At 31.9% G+C, this 19,240-nt stretch carries 22 protein-coding genes and 3 tRNA genes; 17 read left to right on the forward strand and 8 right to left on the reverse strand.

Going from position 1 to position 19,240, the window contains the following annotated elements:
* Positions 1-48 precede the first annotated feature (48 nt).
* From gatA to fliQ, 17 genes are all read left to right on the forward strand, one after another.
* Positions 49-1,419, forward strand: coding sequence for an Asp-tRNA(Asn)/Glu-tRNA(Gln) amidotransferase subunit GatA (gene gatA / locus Y592_RS05315; protein WP_075665974.1), 1,371 nt, complete (start codon positions 49-51; stop codon positions 1,417-1,419).
* Entirely contained in the window at positions 1,416-2,846 is a 1,431-nt protein-coding gene (gene gatB / locus Y592_RS05320; RefSeq protein WP_088368915.1) for an Asp-tRNA(Asn)/Glu-tRNA(Gln) amidotransferase subunit GatB, read from the forward strand. The genes gatA and gatB overlap by 4 nt, the downstream gene beginning before the upstream one ends.
* A gap of 4 nt (positions 2,847-2,850) precedes the next feature.
* Entirely contained in the window at positions 2,851-3,624 is a 774-nt protein-coding gene (locus tag Y592_RS05325) for a hypothetical protein (RefSeq protein WP_075665976.1), read from the forward strand.
* On the forward strand, positions 3,581-4,720 hold the full coding sequence (gene hemW / locus Y592_RS05330) for a radical SAM family heme chaperone HemW (protein WP_232218161.1): 1,140 nt from the start codon (positions 3,581-3,583) through the stop codon (positions 4,718-4,720). The genes Y592_RS05325 and hemW overlap by 44 nt, the downstream gene beginning before the upstream one ends.
* Positions 4,710-5,798, forward strand: coding sequence for an FtsW/RodA/SpoVE family cell cycle protein (locus Y592_RS05335; protein WP_075665977.1), 1,089 nt, complete (start codon positions 4,710-4,712; stop codon positions 5,796-5,798). The genes hemW and Y592_RS05335 overlap by 11 nt, the downstream gene beginning before the upstream one ends.
* A 34-nt stretch (positions 5,799-5,832) precedes the next feature.
* On the forward strand, positions 5,833-6,042 hold the full coding sequence (locus Y592_RS05340; RefSeq protein WP_075665978.1) for a hypothetical protein: 210 nt from the start codon (positions 5,833-5,835) through the stop codon (positions 6,040-6,042).
* A 251-nt stretch (positions 6,043-6,293) separates the two neighbouring features.
* Complete coding sequence (locus Y592_RS05345; protein WP_232218162.1) at positions 6,294-7,853, forward strand: diguanylate cyclase domain-containing protein; 1,560 nt, start codon at positions 6,294-6,296, stop codon at positions 7,851-7,853.
* A complete protein-coding gene (truA, locus tag Y592_RS05350; protein WP_075665980.1) occupies positions 7,850-8,584 on the forward strand; it encodes a tRNA pseudouridine(38-40) synthase TruA in 735 nt (244 codons plus the stop codon). Before Y592_RS05345 ends, truA begins: the two co-directional genes overlap by 4 nt.
* On the forward strand, positions 8,581-9,807 hold the full coding sequence (locus Y592_RS05355; protein ID WP_156858187.1) for a hypothetical protein: 1,227 nt from the start codon (positions 8,581-8,583) through the stop codon (positions 9,805-9,807). The genes truA and Y592_RS05355 overlap by 4 nt, the downstream gene beginning before the upstream one ends.
* The gene (locus tag Y592_RS05360) at positions 9,804-10,583 is read left to right on the forward strand and encodes a TlyA family RNA methyltransferase (protein WP_088368916.1); all 780 of its coding nucleotides are present in this window, start codon (positions 9,804-9,806) and stop codon (positions 10,581-10,583) included. Before Y592_RS05355 ends, Y592_RS05360 begins: the two co-directional genes overlap by 4 nt.
* The gene (locus tag Y592_RS05365; protein ID WP_088368917.1) at positions 10,580-11,977 is read left to right on the forward strand and encodes a hypothetical protein; all 1,398 of its coding nucleotides are present in this window, start codon (positions 10,580-10,582) and stop codon (positions 11,975-11,977) included. The genes Y592_RS05360 and Y592_RS05365 overlap by 4 nt, the downstream gene beginning before the upstream one ends.
* Before the next feature lie 12 nt (positions 11,978-11,989).
* Positions 11,990-14,038, forward strand: a complete 2,049-nt coding sequence (locus Y592_RS05370; protein WP_075665984.1) for a chemotaxis protein CheA — start codon at positions 11,990-11,992, stop codon at positions 14,036-14,038.
* A gap of 10 nt (positions 14,039-14,048) precedes the next feature.
* Entirely contained in the window at positions 14,049-14,504 is a 456-nt protein-coding gene (locus Y592_RS05375) for a chemotaxis protein CheW (protein WP_075666719.1), read from the forward strand.
* Positions 14,505-14,508: 4 nt separating this feature from the next.
* Positions 14,509-14,871: a chemotaxis protein CheY gene (gene cheY / locus Y592_RS05380; protein WP_075665985.1), complete on the forward strand. Its 363-nt coding sequence runs from the start codon at positions 14,509-14,511 to the stop codon at positions 14,869-14,871.
* Positions 14,872-14,997: 126 nt separating this feature from the next.
* Positions 14,998-15,201 carry a flagellar biosynthetic protein FliO gene (locus Y592_RS05385; protein ID WP_232218163.1) on the forward strand — a complete coding sequence of 68 codons (204 nt, stop codon included), beginning with the start codon at positions 14,998-15,000 and terminating at the stop codon, positions 15,199-15,201.
* Complete coding sequence (gene fliP, locus Y592_RS05390; RefSeq protein ID WP_075665987.1) at positions 15,198-15,953, forward strand: flagellar type III secretion system pore protein FliP; 756 nt, start codon at positions 15,198-15,200, stop codon at positions 15,951-15,953. Before Y592_RS05385 ends, fliP begins: the two co-directional genes overlap by 4 nt.
* Positions 15,954-15,955: 2 nt before the next feature.
* On the forward strand, positions 15,956-16,222 hold the full coding sequence (gene fliQ, locus Y592_RS05395) for a flagellar biosynthesis protein FliQ (RefSeq protein ID WP_075665988.1): 267 nt from the start codon (positions 15,956-15,958) through the stop codon (positions 16,220-16,222).
* On the opposite strand, the gene tmk is transcribed toward fliQ, so the two are convergent.
* The 8 genes from tmk to Y592_RS05435 all read right to left on the reverse strand — a co-directional run bounded on the left by tmk (position 16,211) and on the right by Y592_RS05435 (position 19,200).
* The gene (gene tmk, locus Y592_RS05400) at positions 16,211-16,804 is read right to left on the reverse strand and encodes a dTMP kinase (RefSeq protein WP_075665989.1); all 594 of its coding nucleotides are present in this window, start codon (positions 16,802-16,804) and stop codon (positions 16,211-16,213) included. The genes fliQ and tmk overlap by 12 nt on opposite strands.
* Positions 16,805-16,842: 38 nt before the next feature.
* Positions 16,843-17,616, reverse strand: a complete 774-nt coding sequence (rpsB, locus tag Y592_RS05405) for a 30S ribosomal protein S2 (RefSeq protein ID WP_075665990.1) — start codon at positions 17,614-17,616, stop codon at positions 16,843-16,845.
* A gap of 96 nt (positions 17,617-17,712) precedes the next feature.
* Positions 17,713-18,069 carry a 50S ribosomal protein L20 gene (gene rplT, locus Y592_RS05410; protein WP_075665991.1) on the reverse strand — a complete coding sequence of 119 codons (357 nt, stop codon included), beginning with the start codon at positions 18,067-18,069 and terminating at the stop codon, positions 17,713-17,715.
* A 24-nt stretch (positions 18,070-18,093) separates the two neighbouring features.
* The gene (gene rpmI / locus Y592_RS05415; RefSeq protein WP_075665992.1) at positions 18,094-18,297 is read right to left on the reverse strand and encodes a 50S ribosomal protein L35; all 204 of its coding nucleotides are present in this window, start codon (positions 18,295-18,297) and stop codon (positions 18,094-18,096) included.
* Positions 18,298-18,308: 11 nt separating this feature from the next.
* Positions 18,309-18,818 carry a translation initiation factor IF-3 gene (gene infC / locus Y592_RS05420; protein ID WP_077287532.1) on the reverse strand — a complete coding sequence of 170 codons (510 nt, stop codon included), beginning with the start codon at positions 18,816-18,818 and terminating at the stop codon, positions 18,309-18,311.
* Between the two features lie 145 nt (positions 18,819-18,963).
* Positions 18,964-19,039: transfer RNA gene (locus Y592_RS05425), tRNA-Lys, on the reverse strand.
* An 8-nt stretch (positions 19,040-19,047) separates the two neighbouring features.
* Positions 19,048-19,122, reverse strand: a tRNA-Arg gene (locus Y592_RS05430).
* Positions 19,123-19,125: 3 nt separating this feature from the next.
* Positions 19,126-19,200 (reverse strand) — tRNA-Glu (locus tag Y592_RS05435).
* Between the last annotated feature and the right edge of the window lie 40 nt (positions 19,201-19,240).

Genomic DNA, 19,240 nt, shown 5'->3' on the forward strand with positions numbered 1-19,240 from the left:
GTGATATAATATATAGTTGAATTAAATTAAAGTGATGAGGTGATCCCGTTGAACAAATTCAAGAAACTAACTATAGAGGATGTACTTAAAGGAGAAGAAGATTATGTAGGAGAATCTTTAAAGGTTATAAGAAAAGAAGATGGAGATATTAACGCATTTATTACAGTTGTAGAACAGTCAAGTGGTAAGATTCCCATTGCTGTTAAAGACAATATTGTAACAAAGAGTATAAGGACCACTTGTGCCTCTAAGATTTTAAGAGATTTTATTCCGCCATTTGATGCAACAGTTGTAGAAAAGTTAAAAAAGAATAATTTTGCAATAGTTGGTAAGACAAATTTAGATGAATTTGCCATGGGGACGGGAACGGAGTATTCTTCGTTTTTTGTTACAAAAAATCCTTGGGATAAAGAGAGAGTTGCAGGGGGGAGTAGTGGGGGATCTGCGGCAGCTGTCGCTAGTGGAGAGGTGGTTGCTGCTCTTGGAAGTGATACAGGTGGCTCGATACGGCAGCCTGCCGCATTTTGTGGTGTTATAGGTTTTAAGCCTACATATGGTTTGGTTTCAAGATATGGACTTGTGGCGTTTGCGTCTTCTTTAGATCAGATTGGTCCTATAACTAAAACCACAAAAGATGCCGCTTATTTGATGAATGTAATTTACGGAAAAGACGAAAGAGATGCAACAACGGTTGATAAAAAAATTGATTTTGAAGTATTATTAGAAAAGGATTTTTCAAAAGCTGTTGTAGCATATCCAGAGGAAGTCTTTGGTGAAGGTGTTGAAGAAGGAGTAAAAAAACAATTTGAAGAATTTATAAAATTTTTGGAAAAGAAAGGTGTAAAGGTTGAAAAGATTTCTTTTCCCGAGTTGAAATACTCTGTAGCAACGTATTACATAATAGCACCTGCTGAGGTAAGTTCTAATTTATCCAGGTTTGATGGGATTAGGTTTGGAACTAGAGCGGAGGAAAAAGGTCTGCTTGAAACTTATTTAAAAAGTAGGAAGCAACTTGGAGCAGAGGTTATAAGGAGGATAATGTTGGGAACTTTTACTTTAAGCGCTGCGTATTATGATGCGTATTTTGAAAAAGCGCAAAAGGTCAGAAGGTTGATTTCAAATATATTAAACAGTTTTTTGGAAAAGTATGATTTTATAATAACACCTACTTCTCCAATTACCGCTTTTAAAATAGGAGAAGTAAGGGATCCTTTGGTCTATTATATGATGGATATCTTTACCATTCCAGCTAATCTTGCAGGATTACCTGCCATAAGTATTCCATTTGGTTTTTCAGGCAATTTGCCGGTGGGAATGCAAATAATGGGTAAAAGGTTTGATGATCCAAAAGTATTGGGATTTGCAAACTTTATTGAAAGAGATGTTCCAGTTGTTTTCCCATGGGAGGCGAAAAAATGAGGTTTAAACCAGTAATTGGTCTTGAGATACACGTCCAGTTGAATACCAAGACAAAGGCGTTTTGTTCTTGTAGTGCGGATGTATTTGAATTAGAACCAAATACTGCAATTTGTCCAGTGTGTACAGGGCAACCAGGAGCATTGCCTGTGCCATCTAAGCAGATGTATGAATTTGGTATATTATTAGCTGCTGCGTTGAATTGTAAGATACATGAATATACAAAATTTGACAGAAAAAATTATTTTTATCCGGATCTTCCAAAGGGATATCAAATAACACAATATTTTTATCCACTTGCCACTGAAGGTTTTTTGGAATTAGATGGTAAAAAGATAAGAATAAACAGAATTCATTTGGAAGAAGATGCGGGAAAATTAATTCACTCTTCTGAGACTGTTACCCAGGCTGAAAGTTCTTTTGTTGATATGAATAGGTGTGGTGTACCTCTTGCAGAAATAGTAACTGAACCTGATATAGAATCACCAGAAGAAGCAAAGAAATTTTTAGAAAAATTGAGGCAGATATTAAGATATTTAGGTGTAAGTACAGGTGATATGGAAAAAGGTGCGCTGAGATGTGATGCCAATATTTCCGTAGTTGACTTGGAAAACAATGTCCAGAGCAATAAAGTAGAAGTAAAAAATATGAATTCTTTTAAATTTGTGGAAAAGGCATTAGAATACGAATTTGAAAGGATAAAGTCGCATCTTGAGAGGGGAGAAAATGTTTTAAAGGAAACACGAGGTTGGGATTTATCAACAAAAACAACTATTTCTATGAGGAGCAAAGAAGAAGCAAATGATTACAGATATTTTCCAGAACCAGATATACCTCCTGTTGTAATTTCAAGGGAAGAAATCAAGAAAATTGTGGAAAAGATGCCTGAGCTTCCAGATGAAAAATTAAATAGATTTAAGAAAGAATATACGTTATCAGATTATGAAGCAAAAATTTTAACTTCTTCCGTTAAACTTGCGGATTTCTTCGAAAGATGTGTAATTGAAACAAAGAATCCAAAAGAGACATCAAATTGGTTTTTAACAGAGCTTCTAAAATACACATCATCTGAAGATGATTTTGATACTTTGAAAATAAAACCTCATCATTTTAAAGAGTTGTTTGAGTTGATTGTTGATGGAAAGATTACGAGAAATATTGCAAAAGAAATCTTTAAAGAAGTTTTTGAAACGGGGAAAAGTCCAAGTAAAATAGTGGAAGAAAAGGGAATAGAGGTAATAGGTGATGAAACGTTAATTGAAGAGATGTTGAGAAAAATTATGGATGAAAACAAAGATAAAGTAGAGGCATACAAGAATGGTAAAAAAGGATTGATGGGATTTTTTGTGGGGCAGGTAATGAAACAAACAAAAGGAAAAGCAGATGCAAGGAAGGTAAATGAAATAGCAAAGAAACTGTTGGGAGATTGATAAAATGAAAAAATTTGTGTTGCTTTTTTTAGTGTTTTCAATAGCCATATTTTCAGGAGAATTTTTGATTTTTGATAATTCAATTATATTAAACTCTCCGCCTTTTTTTATGCAGCTGGGCGATAGTTTTGGAGTGGGATTTTCCTATTCTACTGAAACAAGATATTATACGGTAAAGGATGTAGGGTTTTTGAAGGTCAAAATTCCAAAAAGTAAAGAGGCATTTTCAGGTGCTTTTTTTGTGGGGAGTAATTTTGGAATTTACCTTTATGTTGAGAATGAAGTTTTGCAAATTCCCAATAGTTTTCAAAATTTGGAATTTTTTGTTTCAAAAGATTACGCATTTTATTCTTCTCTTTCAAAGTCTTTTTACGCAATAGGTCCTATTTCTTTAAACACGAGGAGTTTGTTTTTAAAAAAGGGATTTGATTTTGGCTATTCTATGAATAGGTATTTTTTCAAATACAAGGATTATTCCGGTTATTTTTTAAATTTAGCTGGAAGATATTTTTTGGGTTATTTATATCCTTTGGATAATTCTTTAGAACAAGGAATATTAGGGGGACTTGGTAGTAATTTTAAAGAGATTTATTTGGATGTAGGAATTAGAAAATTTTTTGATCTTGGTAAGATAAGGGGATTTGGATATGCGTACGTTTATTCTCCTACAAATGATATATTTAATTTTAACTATTTTACAGGATTTTACGTAATACAACCTTTGAAAGGAGAATTTGTTGTTTGGGATGGAAAAATCTCTATCAGATTTAATTGGTGATTTAGATAAAGTATCACTTTATATTCACATACCTTTTTGTAAAAAGAAATGTTATTATTGTGATTTTGTTAGTTATACAGAAGGTAGTGTGGAAAATTATATAGAAGCGTTGATAAAAGAAATAAGTTTGTATGAAAGTTTTTTGAAGAAGGGGATAAAGACTCTATATATTGGTGGGGGAACCCCGAGTTATATAAATGAGCATTATATTGAGAAGATTTTGTTCCACATAGATAGATATTTATTTTTAGAAGAATTTACTATAGAAGTTAATCCTGATTCTTTTGATAGGCAAAAGGCGCTTTTTTACAAATCTTTAGGTGTGAATAGGATTAGTTTGGGAATCCAGTCTTTTGACGATGAGGTATTAAAAAAGGCAGGAAGATCTCACGATAGTTATCAGGCATATAAGGCGTATAAAATTGCCAGCGAAATTTTTGACAATGTAAGCGTAGATTTTATAGTGGGTTTACCAGGGGAGAATTGGAGAAGCGTTGAAAAAATAGTGGAATTTGTAAGACTTGAGTATCCCGTTCATTTATCTTTGTACTTGTTAGAAATTCACGAAGGAACTTTTATTTCAAAGATTATAAAGAGAATATCTGAAGAGTCTTTTGAAAGATACGATGCCTTGTTGGATTTTTTTAAAAAAGAAGGATATGAAAGATACGAGATATCAAACTTTGCGTTAAATGAAAAGTATGGAAAACACAATTTAGTTTATTGGGCTAATGGTGATTACATAGGTTTAGGATTGGCTGCAGGTGGTCATTTAAAAAAATTTAGGTATAACAATGTTTCTGACTTTAAAAGTTATTTTTCAAAATTGCGTTTAGGAGAATATCCATATGGATACAATTCCGAGAATAATAATATCAGAGAAGTACTGGAAACTATATTTATGATGCTTAGGACAAAATGGGGAATTGATAGGAAGTTGGTACATTTGGATTTAAATATGGAAGCAATTTTAAATACTCTAAAAAGGAAATTTTCTTTTTTTGACGGTGTGAGATTGAGTGAAAAAGGTATGGATTTTTCGTCTATGTTCCTGTCCGAGCTGTTAATGCTTTGGGAGGAATTTTATGAGATATAGTATTTTAATCTTAATAACGGCGCTTTTTGCGTTGTTTATAGTCGCTTCAGTAGCTTTGTATACAATAGATTTTGCAAGGGATTTTTATGATTTTGGAATGAATTTTTTCTTTAAAAAATATGTGTTTTATATATTATTTGGTATACTAGTTTCTACATTTTTGACATTTTATTTGAAGAAAGATTTTTTTGAAAATAAAGCATTAATGTGGATTTTTTATTTAATAGTTGTTGGATTTCTTTTGTTACCTCTTTTTGGACCATTTTCATACAAAGTAAATGGAGCAAACAGATGGATAAAAATTCCAGGTTTTTCTGTGACATTTCAGCCTTCAGAACTTGCCAAGATATTTGTGATCTATTTTTTGGCGATGTATATAAAAGATAACAAAGAAAAGATAAAGCACATTTGGTTTGGGCTGTTAAAACCTTTGTTATTGATAAGCCCATTGTTGTTTTTAATTTTTATAGAGCCAGACTTGAGTACCACTCTTTTAATTTTGTTGGTTGCAATTACTTTGCTTTATTTTTCAGGTGCAAGATTAGTTCAAGTAATTTTTCTAATTTTAGTTTTAGTGTTAATTGCGTTTGTTTTAAAAGAAATAGGATTTATACACGATTATCAATTGGATAGGCTGAAGGCTTTTTTGTCAAATGAAATGCAATGGCAAGTGAAAAAAGCATACGATGCAATTGGAAATGGAGGATTTTTTGGTACAGGGCTTGCGCTGGGAAAGTATTATTTTTTTGTTCCACAATCTGAATCAGATTTTATTATAGCAACAATAGGGGAAAATTTTGGATATTTTGGAATTTTATTAATAGTAATCAGTTATTTGTTTATTGTAAGTAACTTGATAAAGATAGCCGATGAAGTGAAAGACGATGTTGTCAGATACTTTATATGGGGATATGCTGTTTTGATGTTGTTTCAGGTGGTTATTAATATGGGGGTGGTAAGCCATATTTTTCCCGTTACGGGCATTCCACTACCATTTGTAAGTTATGGCGGAAGCTCTATTTTATCTTTTTCCATAGGGCTTGGTATTATTTTTGCGGGGATCTATAACCAAGAGTGAGTTTTTCCGATAAGTAATATAGGGAGGTGATAATTTGAGAATAGCCGGAGTAGGAAATATAACATATACACCACATATGAGTAAAGCAGTTGAGACTTCAGTTCAGAAGAATACGGTTATGTCTAAGGAGCAGATGGCACAACTATTAAGTTTTATGACTTATCAACAAAATAACATGAATTTGAAGTTGGTACGTATTGCAAGTGCACTATACAGTGGGAAAAAGATTGATCAACTAGTTTGAGAAAGCAGCCTTAGGCTGCTTTCTTTAATTTAATTAGGGAAAAACTATTTCAAATGTGAATTTAATAAAAAGTTCATTTTTATTTTTTGAAATGGTTAATATTTTGTTAACCAATTCTTATTTTTCATTCTGGAAAATTATCAAAATTTTGATAAAAAATGTTAAAATAAGAAGTACAAGGGGGGATCGTTATAAAGAAAAATTTATATTTGGTGATTTTTTCCCTATTTATTGGTATTTTCCTTTTAGTTTTGACGGATAAATTTGTATTTTCTACTTCTTGGTTTTTTGTAGTGAGTTTTGTCTTATCTGTATTTATTTCAAGGTTTTTGGATCTTAATGTTTCGAAGTACAAATTTTCACTTGAACTTTTGATAGCACTTCCGTATTTATTGTTTATTACTCCTGAAACTGTTACTGTTATTTTGCCGATTATTTGGTTTTTGACATCCAAAAGAAATAGGTTGTTAAGAGCTTTATTATCTTTTTTGATGTGTTCTGCTGGTACTTATTTATATTACTTGGCAGGTGAAGAATTTTTAAGGATACCACTTTTTATATTAGGTGCACTACTTGCAAATTTTATTTGGATGTCTATTTATTCTTTAGAGTTAATAAAAGAATTAATAAATCCTCTTTTAAATAGTTATTTATTGATATTTTTTGGGTCTTTTATAATTTCCGTTGTTTATCTATTTTCTGAAGTAAAGATTTTTCCATTTTTGTTTTTGGCCTTTGTGTATGTAGTATATCTTTTTGTTGTAGTTTTTTATATTAAATCATACAATATTATGCTTGTTGAGAAAATAGAAAGAAAAAAATTGGAGCAAGAAAATGAAAATCTAATGGATTTAATAGAACTTATTTACGATGAAAATGTTGAAAATTTTGAGGAAAGATTAGATAATATATTAGAAATAATATGTAAAATATCAAGTTATGAAGCGGCTTTGTTAAGTTTATTTGATAGGAAAGATAAAAAGATTTTAAGGATTGCAAAAGCGGGTATAACCGATGATGTTTTTTTTAAATTAAGGAGTTCGGTTATATCAATAGACTCAACTATGAAATATTTTTCAAAACGATTTGAAAGAGAAGGTTGTTATTTTGTTCCAGAAGATGCCGTGTCTTTGGAGGAAGAAGTTTCTTATGTCTTTGAAAATTACATGTCTTTTGAATATGAAAATAGTTGGAAACCAAAAGATTTACTACTTGTTCCAATTTTAGATGATCAATCTAATATGATAGGCTATATAAGTTTTGATAAACCAGTTACCGGTATGAGACCATCGGTTAACGATTTGAAGCTTTTAAAAACGTTATCATGGTTTGTATATCAGTTTTTAAAGAGAACGCCATATGCAAGATATTGGATTTCAAAAGATTTAAAGTATTTATCTTATCCGGAATTTGTGAGGTTTTGTGAATCTGTAATAAGTAATAGCGAAGAAGTTGTATTGGGAGTTTTGGATGTTGATAATTTTGATAGTATTAATTTCGAAAAAGGACCGGAATATGCAGAAATGATTTCCGAATATATAGAAGATTATTTTAATGAAAGAAAAGACGTTTATTTTTATAGGTTGAGTGGAGAAAACTTTGTGTTTTTGTTTCCAAATAGTACAAAATTAAAGTCTTTAATGTATTTTGGAAAGTTTAACGAAAAACTTTTAGAAAAATTCAATGTTACGGTCAGTATAGGTTTAGCACATGATGAAGGTGAGAATTCTTATTTTGATTTGTTAAGCAAAGCAAGAGAAGCTTTAAAAGTTGCAAAAAAATCTGGTGGTGGGAGGATCATGGCTTTATGAAGCGTTTTGCAATAGAATTTTCATACGATGGAACAAATTTTTTCGGATATCAAGGGCAACCAAACGTTAGAACTGTTCAAGGTGAGTTGGAAAATGCACTGGAAAGGATATTTAAAGAACGGATATATACTCAGGGAGCGGGAAGAACCGATGCAGGTGTTCATGCAAATGGTCAAGTTGCAGCTTTTAATTGTCCGATTGATAGATTAACTGATAAAGATATAAAAAATGCTTTGAATGCTAATCTTCCAGAGGATATATATGTAAAAAAATCTTGGGAAGTTGACAAAAAATTTAATCCAAGATTTGCCGCAAAAAAAAGGATATATCACTATTTTATTAGCATGAGAGAAAAAGATGTTTTTAAGAGAAATTACGTATGGCATTTTAGATACAATTTGGATGTTAATGCAATGAGGAAAGCTAGCAGTTTTTTGGAGGGAGAACATGATTTCTCATCTTTTAAAAAGGGAAATGATAAGAAAAATCCCGTTAGAACAATATATAAAATAAGGGTTTTGGAGATAACAAACGGTTTGATATTAATTAGGGTAGAAGGTAGATCTTTTTTAAGAAGTATGGTGAGAAATATAGTTGGAAGTTTGGTAAGGGTGGGATTAGGTCAATGGACACCGGAAAAGATAGAAGAAATTTTGCAAGCACGTTCCAGACAAGAGGCCGCTGGTACAGCACCACCACATGGATTGTACTTGTACAAAGTATTATTTTGATGGGTGTTACATTTGAAGCAAGTGGTGTGATATTTTTTATGGGAGATGAAATTACCAATCAGGCAAGTCAAATTATACAAGAATGGTTAAAACAACCTGTTATAACTCTTTTGTACGAAGGACCTGATGATTTAAAGTTTTACGTTGAAAATTATTTTTACAAAAGGGGATATTTGATAGGTATAGGAGAGCCTGTGTATATTTTTTTAAAAAGAAAAAATGATGCAATAGCCTGGAAATTTAGGTACAAAGATATAGAAAAAGATAACTTTTTATCTTTATCGTATTCTCTGGATGATTTATTTCAAAGTTTGGATAAAGTCTTTGAAAAAAAGAATATACCAAAAAAATCAATAGCTTTTGATCCCATCAAAGAGAATTTTTATATAGTAGAAAATGTCTTTAAGCCATTTGTTATTAAGCATATGGAGAATATGTACAAAGTTAAAGTGGGTAGCGAAATAAGATACATCAAGGAAGGTTTTTATGATTTTTATGGAAATGTGGTATACATAGGAAAGGATACGAAGATAGAAAATGTACAAAGTTTTGTAAGTGGGGTATGTTTGTTCGGAAGTTTTGTTTATGATGGTAGAAAGTTAATTTTGGGAAAAAAGAGCGTTGATTTTCCAGAACTACCTATTTTTGCGAGTGAAAAAAGAATAATTTCCCAGCATTATTGGTATGAAAAAATATTAGAAAAAAATAAAGTATCTGTTTTAGATGTATTTAATAATTTTGTGCTTTATTCTGATGGTAGTTTAAGTGATTTGGAAAGAACATGGAAATATAAGTTTTCAGATGTCCCATTTGATTGGTTTGTAAGCGGTAATCTACTTGTTTTGGCTTTTGTAAATGGTGATGTTGTTGTATTTGATTTGAGTAAAAGGAGAGTTCTATATAAGGAAAAATTTAAAAAACTTTACGGTGTGGGTTACGGCAAGTATTTGTATGTAAATGCAGATAAAAAACTTTTTAGAATAGATATCTGGTCAAAAAAGAAAGAGGATATATCTGAAATAAGTGATGATTTTTTAATCGAGGATGGGAAGGTAAAATTTGTTAGAGGTATAGTTATACGTCCTAGATATAAAATGGTGTGGTTTGATGGAGAGTTTTACCACTTTAAGGATATTAAATTTAAGAACTATTTAAACTTATTGTACGATGAAAAAGAGTATTTTATAATAACTTTGGATGGAACATGGAGGATAAAAAGATGAAGGAAAGATTAGATATACTTCTTGTAAAAAAAGGTTTAGTTGAAAGTAGGGAAAAGGCCAAAAGACTTATAATGGCGGGAAATGTAATTGTTAATAATGAGCGTGTTGATAAAGCAGGAAAAATGGTTGATATCAACTCAAATATAAGGATAAAACAAAAGGAAAAGTATGTAAGTCGTGGTGGTTATAAATTAGAAGGTGCTTTTAACTCTTTTTCATTTGAGATAAAGGATAAAGTTGCATGTGATATAGGTGCTTCTACAGGTGGATTTACAGATTTTTTGCTTCAAAATGGTGTGAAAAGGGTGTATTGTGTAGATGTGGGATATGGACAATTACATTGGAAGATTAGAAGTGATGAAAGAACAATAGTTTTAGAAAAAACAAATGCAAGAAATTTACAATTACCTGAAAAAGTGGATCTTGTAGTTTGTGATGTTTCTTTTATTTCAGTAACAAAGATTTTTCCTATTATAAAGAAGATATTAAAAGAATCGGGAAGAGCTGTTGTTTTGGTAAAACCACAATTTGAAGCGGGTAAAGGTAAAGTAGGAAAAGGTGGAATTGTTAGGGAACCAATAGTTCATAAAGAAGTGCTGGAAAAAGTTATTAGAGTTGCTTTAGATGAAGGTTTAAAGCCTGTAGGAATTGATTTTTCAAAGATTAAAGGTACAGATGGTAATATTGAATACTTTTTGTATTTGAAAATAGAAGGGAAAGAAAAAGAAATAGATATTGAAAGCATTGTAAAAAGAGCCTGGGAGGAGTTGAGATGAAAAAAATTTTGATATCTGTTTTTTTACTTATCGTTGTTTTTGCCTTTTCAAGTATTCTAAACTTTGTTCCTTTGGATTATAGTTTATTTATCCAATTTCAGAATACTGGAAAGATCTATAGCGATTTAAAAAAAGTGCCATTTGTAAATTTTGTCCTGTCTGATGAAGGGCTTTCTTTTGAAAATTACTTCATAAACTACATTGAAAACATGGGCTATAAAGAGGGAATAGACAAAGAGAAATTCCTTAGAATTTTCTCGAAAAATGTTCTGTTTTTATCCAAGGGTGGAGAAGTGGTATTAGATGATACCTTATCATTTGATATAAATTATTATTTTGATATATTGAGAAATCTTTCAAAAGATTCTGCTTTGATATTTGAAACGGACAATGCAACGGAAATTTCAAGTTATTTTGGTAAACTTCTTGATGAAAAAGTGAAAGTAGATGATGGTGTGTTTTTTATTGGTGATTTTTTGTATGCTAAGCAATTCAAAGATTATTATATTATTTCCGGTAGTAAAACAACTTTAGAGTATTTAATTTCCGTATATAAAAATCCAGAGCTACAATTTTCAAATGTGGAGAAATCTATTTCTAGTATTTTAGAGGAAGATACTTGGATTTGTGGATATTCAAAAGGAAGTGCTTTAAAGATTAATTTACCTTTTACCGTGGAAGACGGAAATGTAAAGACTGAATACTTATTTTTCAAGGGAAAAGTTGAAGATGGAGTCTTAAGGATACAAATTCATCAAAAAACGAATAATTATTACAAAAGAAATGCCTTGGTTGATGATTTAATGGAAAATATACCTGTTTTGGGAAATTATTTTGCCGGTATAACAGTTGAAGATTCAAAAGAAGCTTTGAAAATCATTGAGCCATGGGTTTTTACCATTGAAAGCACGGATTTAACAAAGTTTTATAACCTTGCAGAGAGTTTAATAGAAAATTCCACTTCAACTTTTTACGTTGTAGGTGATGTGGATGATTCAACAAGTGTTTCTGTGGCGTTTTTGTTTAAATTATCCGATGGTTATGAAAATATTAAAAAAATTTTTGAAAAATATTTGGCAAAATATGATAAAATAAAAGATGAATGGGTAATAAATATATCAAAGGAATTTAAATTGTATTTTTACGAATATGAGCAATTTTTTGTAGTAAGTAATATTGAAAAAAGTTATTATGCAAAAAAAGCCAGGGTAAAGAAGTTAATGGATATAGCCGCTTATAACTTTTTGGATAGAAAAAGAAGTTATGATGTAAAAGTGTTTTTAGATATAGGAGATTTGGTATACAAATTTCTTGGAATTAGGATAAATTCAAAAGTGATTTTTTGGCAGGAAAAATCGGGATATTTTATAAATTATTTTTTGGATATAATGTAGGAGGTGACATATATGTCATTTGAAGAATATCTAAGTGTGTTTATTGATGAGGGAAGAGAGTATATTCAGCAATTAAATGATGCACTCTTAGATTTGGAAAAAAATCCAGAAGATATGGAGTATATAAATATTGCATTTAGAGCTTTACATACTTTAAAGGGTATGGCTGGAACAATGGGATTTGAAAATATGGCAAAACTTTGTCATAGAATGGAAAATTTTCTCGATGCAGTTAGATCTGGAAAGGTTGGGATTGATTCTGATAAATTAGATTATTTGTTTAATGGTTTAGATTTAATTGATAAAATGTTAGATAAAATTGCAAAAGAAGGAACAGAGGAAATAGACGAAGATGTAAGTGGATTGGTTGAAGTATTTGAAAAACTAGCAGAAGGACAAGTTGTTAATGCTAATGCAAAAAAAGAAGAATCTAAAAGCAATGTACAGAGAGAAGAAGAAGTTAAAGAAGAGGAAGTTGAAGAAACTTCCGAAGATTCTTCGGAGGAATATATATATGAAACTGATGAGGCACTAATTCATGTGGTAGACGAGGCTAAGAAAAAAGGATATAATCTTATTTATACAAAGGTTATCTTAGCAGAAAATGTTCAATTAAAATCTGCAAGAATGTACATGGTTTTCCATGGAATTGAAGAATTGGGTGGTGAAGTTATAAAGAGTATACCAAGTGTGGAAGATATAGAAAATGAAAAATTTGATAGAGAAGTTGAGTTATATGTGCTTATAAAGGTAGAACCTTTGAAATTGCAAGAAAAATTATCTTCTGTATCCGAAGTTGAGAAAGTTATAGTTAAAAAGGTTGAAATTAAGCAAAAAAAAGAAGAAGTAAAAAGAGAAAAAACTAAAAAAGAAAGTGAAAAAGATGATAAAGAAACTAAAAAGAAAAAGGTTAAAATAACTCAAACGGTAAGGGTTGATATAGAAAAATTGGATACACTAATGAATTTAATGGGTGAATTGGTTATAGCAAGAAGTAGAATAATTGAGATTTTGAAGAAATATAATATAAAAGAAGTAGATGAATCTTTGGCACAACTTAGTAGAATCACACTTGATTTGCAAAATATAGTTATGAAGGTAAGAATGGTGCCTATTTCTTATGTGTTTAACAGATTTCCAAGAATGGTTAGGGATATTTCAAAGAATTTGGGAAAAGAGATAAATTTTGTAATGAAAGGTGAGGATACGGAATTAGATAGAACTTTTGTTGAGGAAATAGGAGATCCCCTCGTTCATTTGATAAGAAATGCAATCGATCATGGTATAGAGACAAAAGAAGAAAGAATTGCAAAGGGAAAATCCCCTGTTGGTACTTTGATTTTATCTGCAAGACATGAAGGTAATAATGTTGTTATAGAAGTTGAAGACGATGGAAGGGGCTTGGATAGAGAGAAGATTTTGAAAAAAGCTATTGAAAAGGGGTTGGTTGATGAATTAAAAGCATCTACTTTACCAGATGAAAAAATATATGAATTCTTGTTTATGCCTGGATTTTCAACGAAGGATCAAGTAAGTGAACTTTCTGGTAGAGGTGTAGGAATGGATGTGGTAAAGAATACAGTAGAATCTTTAAATGGAACCGTGCAGATAGAATCTCAAAAAGGTGTGGGTACAAAGGTTATTATAAAATTACCATTAACACTTGCAATTATTCAAGCATTGCTTGTGAAAGTAAAGTATTATATTTATGCAATTCCTATTTCCGTAATAGACAGTACTTTAATTGTAGCTCCAGAAGAAATACAGATGGTTCAAAATAAAGAAGTAATTGTTAAGAGAGGAGAAGTTATTCCAATAATCAAACTTTGGGATATACTTGGAATAGAACATGGTAAAGAGTTCGAAGAATTAAATGTTGTTGTTGTTAAAGTTGCAAATAGAAAATACGGTATAGCTGTGGATAGTTTGATTGGGCAAGAGGATATTGTTATTAAATCTTTGGGGAAATTGTTCTCAGATGTAAAAGAATTTAGTGGTGGTGCAACACTTGGTGACGGAAGTATTGCTTTGATAATTGACACCTTAAATTTGGTGGAGTGAGGTGGATAGAATGAGTGTAGAAACGGAATTTGAAGTTTTGAGTTTTAATGTTTGTAATCAAGAAATGAGTTTTGATGTAGATTATGTGGAAATAGTTATTGATAAGGATGAAGTTACCCCTGTGCCTAAATCAAAGGAGGTAATAGATGGTGTGATTAATTTAAGAGGTAGGATTATACCAGTTGTTAATTTGAAAAAAATTCTTGGTGGAATATGCCACAACATAGAAAACGAAGAGTTTAAAAAGATAATTATTACGAAAATAAGAGATATTGAAGTAGGTTTTTTGGTAGAAAATGTTAAGGGAGTTTTAAGGACATCTCAAGAAGAAATTGATAAAGCATTTAGAGATGTGGATACTTACGGTAAAAAAGCAAAGGGATTAATAAAAAAAGGTGAAAGACTTGTGGTATACTTAGATATTGAGGAGATATTGGATGAAATAATTGGTGTGGAGGAGGTATAAGAGAATGGGGAAGAGGATTTTGATCGTGGATGATGCTGCATTTATGAGGATGATGTTGAAAGATATTATTGCTAAAGCTGGTCATGAAGTAGTGGGAGAAGCAGCAAATGGTAAAGAAGCTGTGGAAAAATACAAAGAATTAAAACCAGATATCGTGACTATGGATATTACAATGCCGGAAATGAATGGTATAGAGGCTATTAAAGAGATTAAAAAGATAGATCCAAATGCAACAATTATTGTATGTAGTGCTATGGGACAACAGGCAATGGTTATAGAAGCAATTCAGGCGGGAGCAAAAGATTTTATAGTTAAACCCTTCCAAGCAGCAAGGGTAATTGAGGCAATTCAGAAAGTATCAGGTTAGGGGGAGAGTGTTATTTCCACGTTAGTTGGATTTGTAGTTTCTATTCTTATTTTTTCCATAGTCATGCTTGTTACCTATTTTTTAATTAAGAATAAAGTCCCCCGGAGTGTAGGGGGACGTTTTATTGTGGTAATTGAAAGAAAGTTTATTACGAGAAATTCTTACATAGCAATTGTTAGGATTTTAGATGAATATTATGCTTTGTTGATTACCGAAAACGGTGGAAGGATTATAAAAAAATTTGATTCAATAGAATCTGGTGAGCTTGAAAAGAGTGATTTTAAGTTTGAATTTTTCAAAAACGTTGTAAAAAAAGGTGGAAAAAAGTGAAAAAAACAGTAGTAATTTTGCTGCTATTGCTTTCGTTTTTTGTTTTTGCACAAAATGAAATGCCACTTCCTGGAATTTCTTTGCAGATAACCCCAACTCAACAGCCAAGGGAACTTGTGAATACTCTTGAAATTTTACTTTTATTAACAATCCTTTCATTGGCACCGAGTATTTTAATTTTGTTTACTTCTTTTACGCGTATTATAATTGTATTTTCTTTTGTAAGGAATGCCTTAGGTACAAGGCAAACTCCACCAAATCAAGTTTTGATAGGGCTTGCTTTGTTTTTGACATTTTTTATAATGCAGCCTGTATGGAATGATGTATATAACAACGCCATTACTCCATATTTGAACTCTGAGATAGGTTACGAAGAGATGTTTTCAAGAACTATGGATAGGTTTAGAACGTTTATGCTGACTGAAATAAAGGTGCACCACAACGAAGATAATATCTTTATGTTAGCGGAAAACGTTGGGCAAAATATCAGTGACATAGAAAAAACTCCAAATTCGATATTAATTCCCGCATTTATAATTGGAGAACTTGAGATTGGTTTTAAAATGGGAATTTTATTATACGTTCCTTTTATAGTTATGGATATGGTGGTTGCCAGTATTTTATTATCCTTGGGAATGATAATGATACCACCTGTATTGGTGTCACTACCCTTTAAGATTTTGCTCTTTGTCTTAGTGAATGGTTGGGATATGTTAATAGGAAGCTTAATAAAAAGTTTCGGAGGTGGATAATTTTGACAATAGAGGTTTTTTTAGATGTATTTGGCTTAGGGATAAAGACACTTTTAACTGTTATATTACCGCCTCTTTTGATTAGTCTTCTGGTTGGACTTATAATAAGCATTTTTCAAGCTGCTACACAAATAAATGAGCAAACTTTAACGTTTGCCCCCAGGATTATTGTGTTGTTTTTGACTTTGTTGTTTTTAGGTGGGTGGATGATGCAATCTTTGATTGATTTGGCAAGAAATATACTTGAAAAGTATATATCAATGATCTAAATAAGAATCGACTATATTTTTTATTTGAAGAAATACCCCTTCTACGTCTTGATTTCCATCAATTACGTAAAAGTTATCCTTTTTCATCGAGATTTTAAGGTATGTGTCTCTTACCTTTTCTAAGAAGTTTTTTCCTTCTCTTTCAATTCTATCTTTTTTTAAAATCCTCGTGATTGCAATATTTACTGGGACATCTATGAAAAAAACTATATTGGGTAAAATATTGTCTGTTGCAAATGAATTCAAATACTCAACCAAATCGATTCCTAAATTTCTCGCTCCGCCTTGATAGGCAATACTTGAATCTGTAAATCTATCTGCTAGTACGAAATATCCTTTTTTAAGAGAGGGTTTTATTATTTCATCTACAAGCTGAGCCCTTGATGCGAGAAATAAAAGTAATTCGCTGCGACTGTTCATGGGAAAATTTAAAAGTAAATCCCTTATTTTTTCTCCTAAAATAGTTCCACCAGGTTCCCTTACTTTTATAACTTTTTTATTTTTTTGTTCCAAATAATTTGCCAAAAGATCTAACTGAGTACTTTTGCCAGAGCCATCTATACCTTCAAATGTTATGAACATTTTTACAACCTCCAAAAAAGCCCCCTAATTTGGGGGCTTTATATTTCTTCATCCTCGGTTTCTTCAATTTCAAAAATTTCTTCTGTGTTTTCCTCTTTCTTTTGTCCTTGTGATTCTTCTTGGTACGAAACGCCTTCCTTACCTTCAAGGTAGGCATCTGCTATTTTTGAAGTTATGAGTTGTATAGCCCTAATTGCATCGTCATTACCAGGAATAATGTAATCAATTTCGTCTGGATCACAATTCGTGTCTACTATTGCAACAGTTGGTATTTTTAAAAGGTTTGCTTCGTAAACTGCATTTCTTTCTTTTCTTGGATCAACTATATAAATAATATCTGGGATTCTATCCATTTCCTTTAAACCACCGAGATTTTTTCTAAGTTTTTCCAAAATTCTTCTAAGTCTGCTCTGTTCTTTTTTGGGAAGATTATCAAATTCACCGTTTGCTTCCATTTCTTCAAGTTCAATTAATTTATCAATTCTTTTTCTTATAGTTTGAAAATTTGTTAATAAACCACCAAGCCATCTGTGATTTACATAGAAAGCACCACATCTTTCCGCTTCTTGTTTGATTACTTGTTGTGCTTGCTTTTTCGTTCCAACGAATAATATTGTTCCACCTTCTGCTGCTTTGTCTCTAACAAGATTGTATGCCTCTTCAAGAAGTTTTGATGTTTTTTGAAGGTCGATAATATATATACCTTTTCTAGCACCAAAAATATATTCTTTCATCTTTGGGTTCCATCTTTGTGTTCTATGACCAAAATGAACACCTGCTTCTAACAACTGTTTCATCGTAACAACCGCCACAAACTCCACCTCCTATTTGGTTTTCCCACCCCTTCTTTCAACTCCCATCCGACCAATTTTAGGCACCGAGGAGGGAATCCAGAAGGGTGAGTATTTTTATTTGCCAATAGCTTGCTTTGCTATATTCACATATTCCTTAAAGGATTCAGGGTCATTCACTGCAAGTTCAGAGAGCATCTTTCTGTTAATGTTTACTCCTGCTAATTTTAATCCATGAATGAGCTCGTTGTACTTTAGGCCTTCATTTCTTGCTGCTATATTAATCCTTGTAATCCACAATTTTCTGTAATTTCTTTTTTTGAGTTTCCTGCCTACATATGCATGTTGTTTTGCTTTAATATACGCTTGTTTGGCTAATCTATATCTTCTACTTAAAGCTCCGCGATATCCTTTTACGGCCTTCATTATCTTTTTTCTTTTTTTCTTTGCATTAACTGCATTTTTTACACGCATATTTTATCCTCCTTCCAAGTCTTCTTATTTTTTTCCGAGCATTCTCAATACTCTATTCTTTTCACATGCAGCTACCTCTGCTTCCAACTTTAATTTTCTTAAAGTAGATCTTCTTTTCTTTCCAGTTTTATGCCACGCATATGCGCGTCTTCTGATGATTTTGCCGTTTTTAGTTACTCGAAATCTTTTAGCGGCAGATTTTTGTGTTTTCATCTTATTTTTTGCCATATTTTCCCTCCTCAATTTTTAGGTTTTAACATCATCCACATGTCCCTTCCCTCTAATTTGGGTTGTTTTTCTACAACTGCAATATCTTTTATATCTTCTTTGATTCTGTCTAGGATTTCCTTGCCTTTTTCTGCAAATGCTAACTCTCTTCCCCTGAACATTATTACCACTCTTACTTTATTTCCCGATTCAATAAACCTTTTGATGTGTTTTACTTTTGTTTGATAATCGTGTTCATCAATTTTAATTCTGAATTTCATCTGCTTTACTTCTATAATTTTTTGATTTTTCTTTGCTTTTTTTTCTTTTTTTGCAAGCTCATATTTGTATTTTCCATAATCCATTATTTTAGCTACTGGTGGTTTGGCATTTGGAGCAACTAAAATGAGATCCATTTTTTGAGAATAAGCAAGTTCTAGAGCTTTATCAGTTGACATTATCCCAAGTTGTTTTCCATCTTGGCCTACTACCCTAACCTCTGAAGCCCGAATTTCCTCATTTTTAATAATTTTGTCGATAATACATCCCTCCTAAAAAAATATCGGCGAGCATAACGCCCGCCGATAATTATTATAAACTAGAAACTTTGTGACTTTATATTATAACGACATACCCCTTTGCTTTCCGCTTGGGGTGGGAAGCGGGCGCTTCCTCTTTACTACAACCTGGTGGGCCGTGTGGGACTCGAACCCACAGCCCCCTGATTAAGAGTCAGGTGCTCTACCTGTTGAGCTAACGGCCCATACTTTGTGGTGCCCCAGGGAGGAATCGAACCCCCATTTGCGGATTAGGAATCCGCCGTTCTATCCGTTGAACTACTGGGGCCTCTGGCAGCCCCACGGGGAATCGAACCCCGACCTTCGGACTGAGAATCCGATGGACTAGCCGTTATCCTATGGGGCCACACTTAAATATAATAACATAAAAGATGTGATTGTCAATA

This window comes from Thermosipho sp. 1070, from assembly GCF_001682135.1.
Lineage (GTDB): Bacteria > Thermotogota > Thermotogae > Thermotogales > Fervidobacteriaceae > Thermosipho > Thermosipho affectus.

Bases quoted from the DNA above. Each gene is read 5' to 3' on its own strand.
- Y592_RS05370 (WP_075665984.1), top strand. From the start codon at position 11,990: ATGTCATTTGAAGAATATCTAAGTGTGTTTATTGATGAGGGAAGAGAG.
- rpmI (WP_075665992.1), bottom strand. From the start codon at position 18,297: ATGGCAAAAAATAAGATGAAAACACAAAAATCTGCCGCTAAAAGATTT.
- Y592_RS05360 (WP_088368916.1), top strand. From the start codon at position 9,804: ATGAAGGAAAGATTAGATATACTTCTTGTAAAAAAAGGTTTAGTTGAA.
- Y592_RS05335 (WP_075665977.1), top strand. From the start codon at position 4,710: ATGAGATATAGTATTTTAATCTTAATAACGGCGCTTTTTGCGTTGTTT.
- Y592_RS05375 (WP_075666719.1), top strand. From the start codon at position 14,049: ATGAGTGTAGAAACGGAATTTGAAGTTTTGAGTTTTAATGTTTGTAAT.
- Y592_RS05365 (WP_088368917.1), top strand. From the start codon at position 10,580: ATGAAAAAAATTTTGATATCTGTTTTTTTACTTATCGTTGTTTTTGCC.
- cheY (WP_075665985.1), top strand. From the start codon at position 14,509: ATGGGGAAGAGGATTTTGATCGTGGATGATGCTGCATTTATGAGGATG.
- gatB (WP_088368915.1), top strand. From the start codon at position 1,416: ATGAGGTTTAAACCAGTAATTGGTCTTGAGATACACGTCCAGTTGAAT.
- truA (WP_075665980.1), top strand. From the start codon at position 7,850: ATGAAGCGTTTTGCAATAGAATTTTCATACGATGGAACAAATTTTTTC.
- tmk (WP_075665989.1), bottom strand. From the start codon at position 16,804: ATGTTCATAACATTTGAAGGTATAGATGGCTCTGGCAAAAGTACTCAG.
- rplT (WP_075665991.1), bottom strand. From the start codon at position 18,069: ATGCGTGTAAAAAATGCAGTTAATGCAAAGAAAAAAAGAAAAAAGATA.
- Y592_RS05325 (WP_075665976.1), top strand. From the start codon at position 2,851: ATGAAAAAATTTGTGTTGCTTTTTTTAGTGTTTTCAATAGCCATATTT.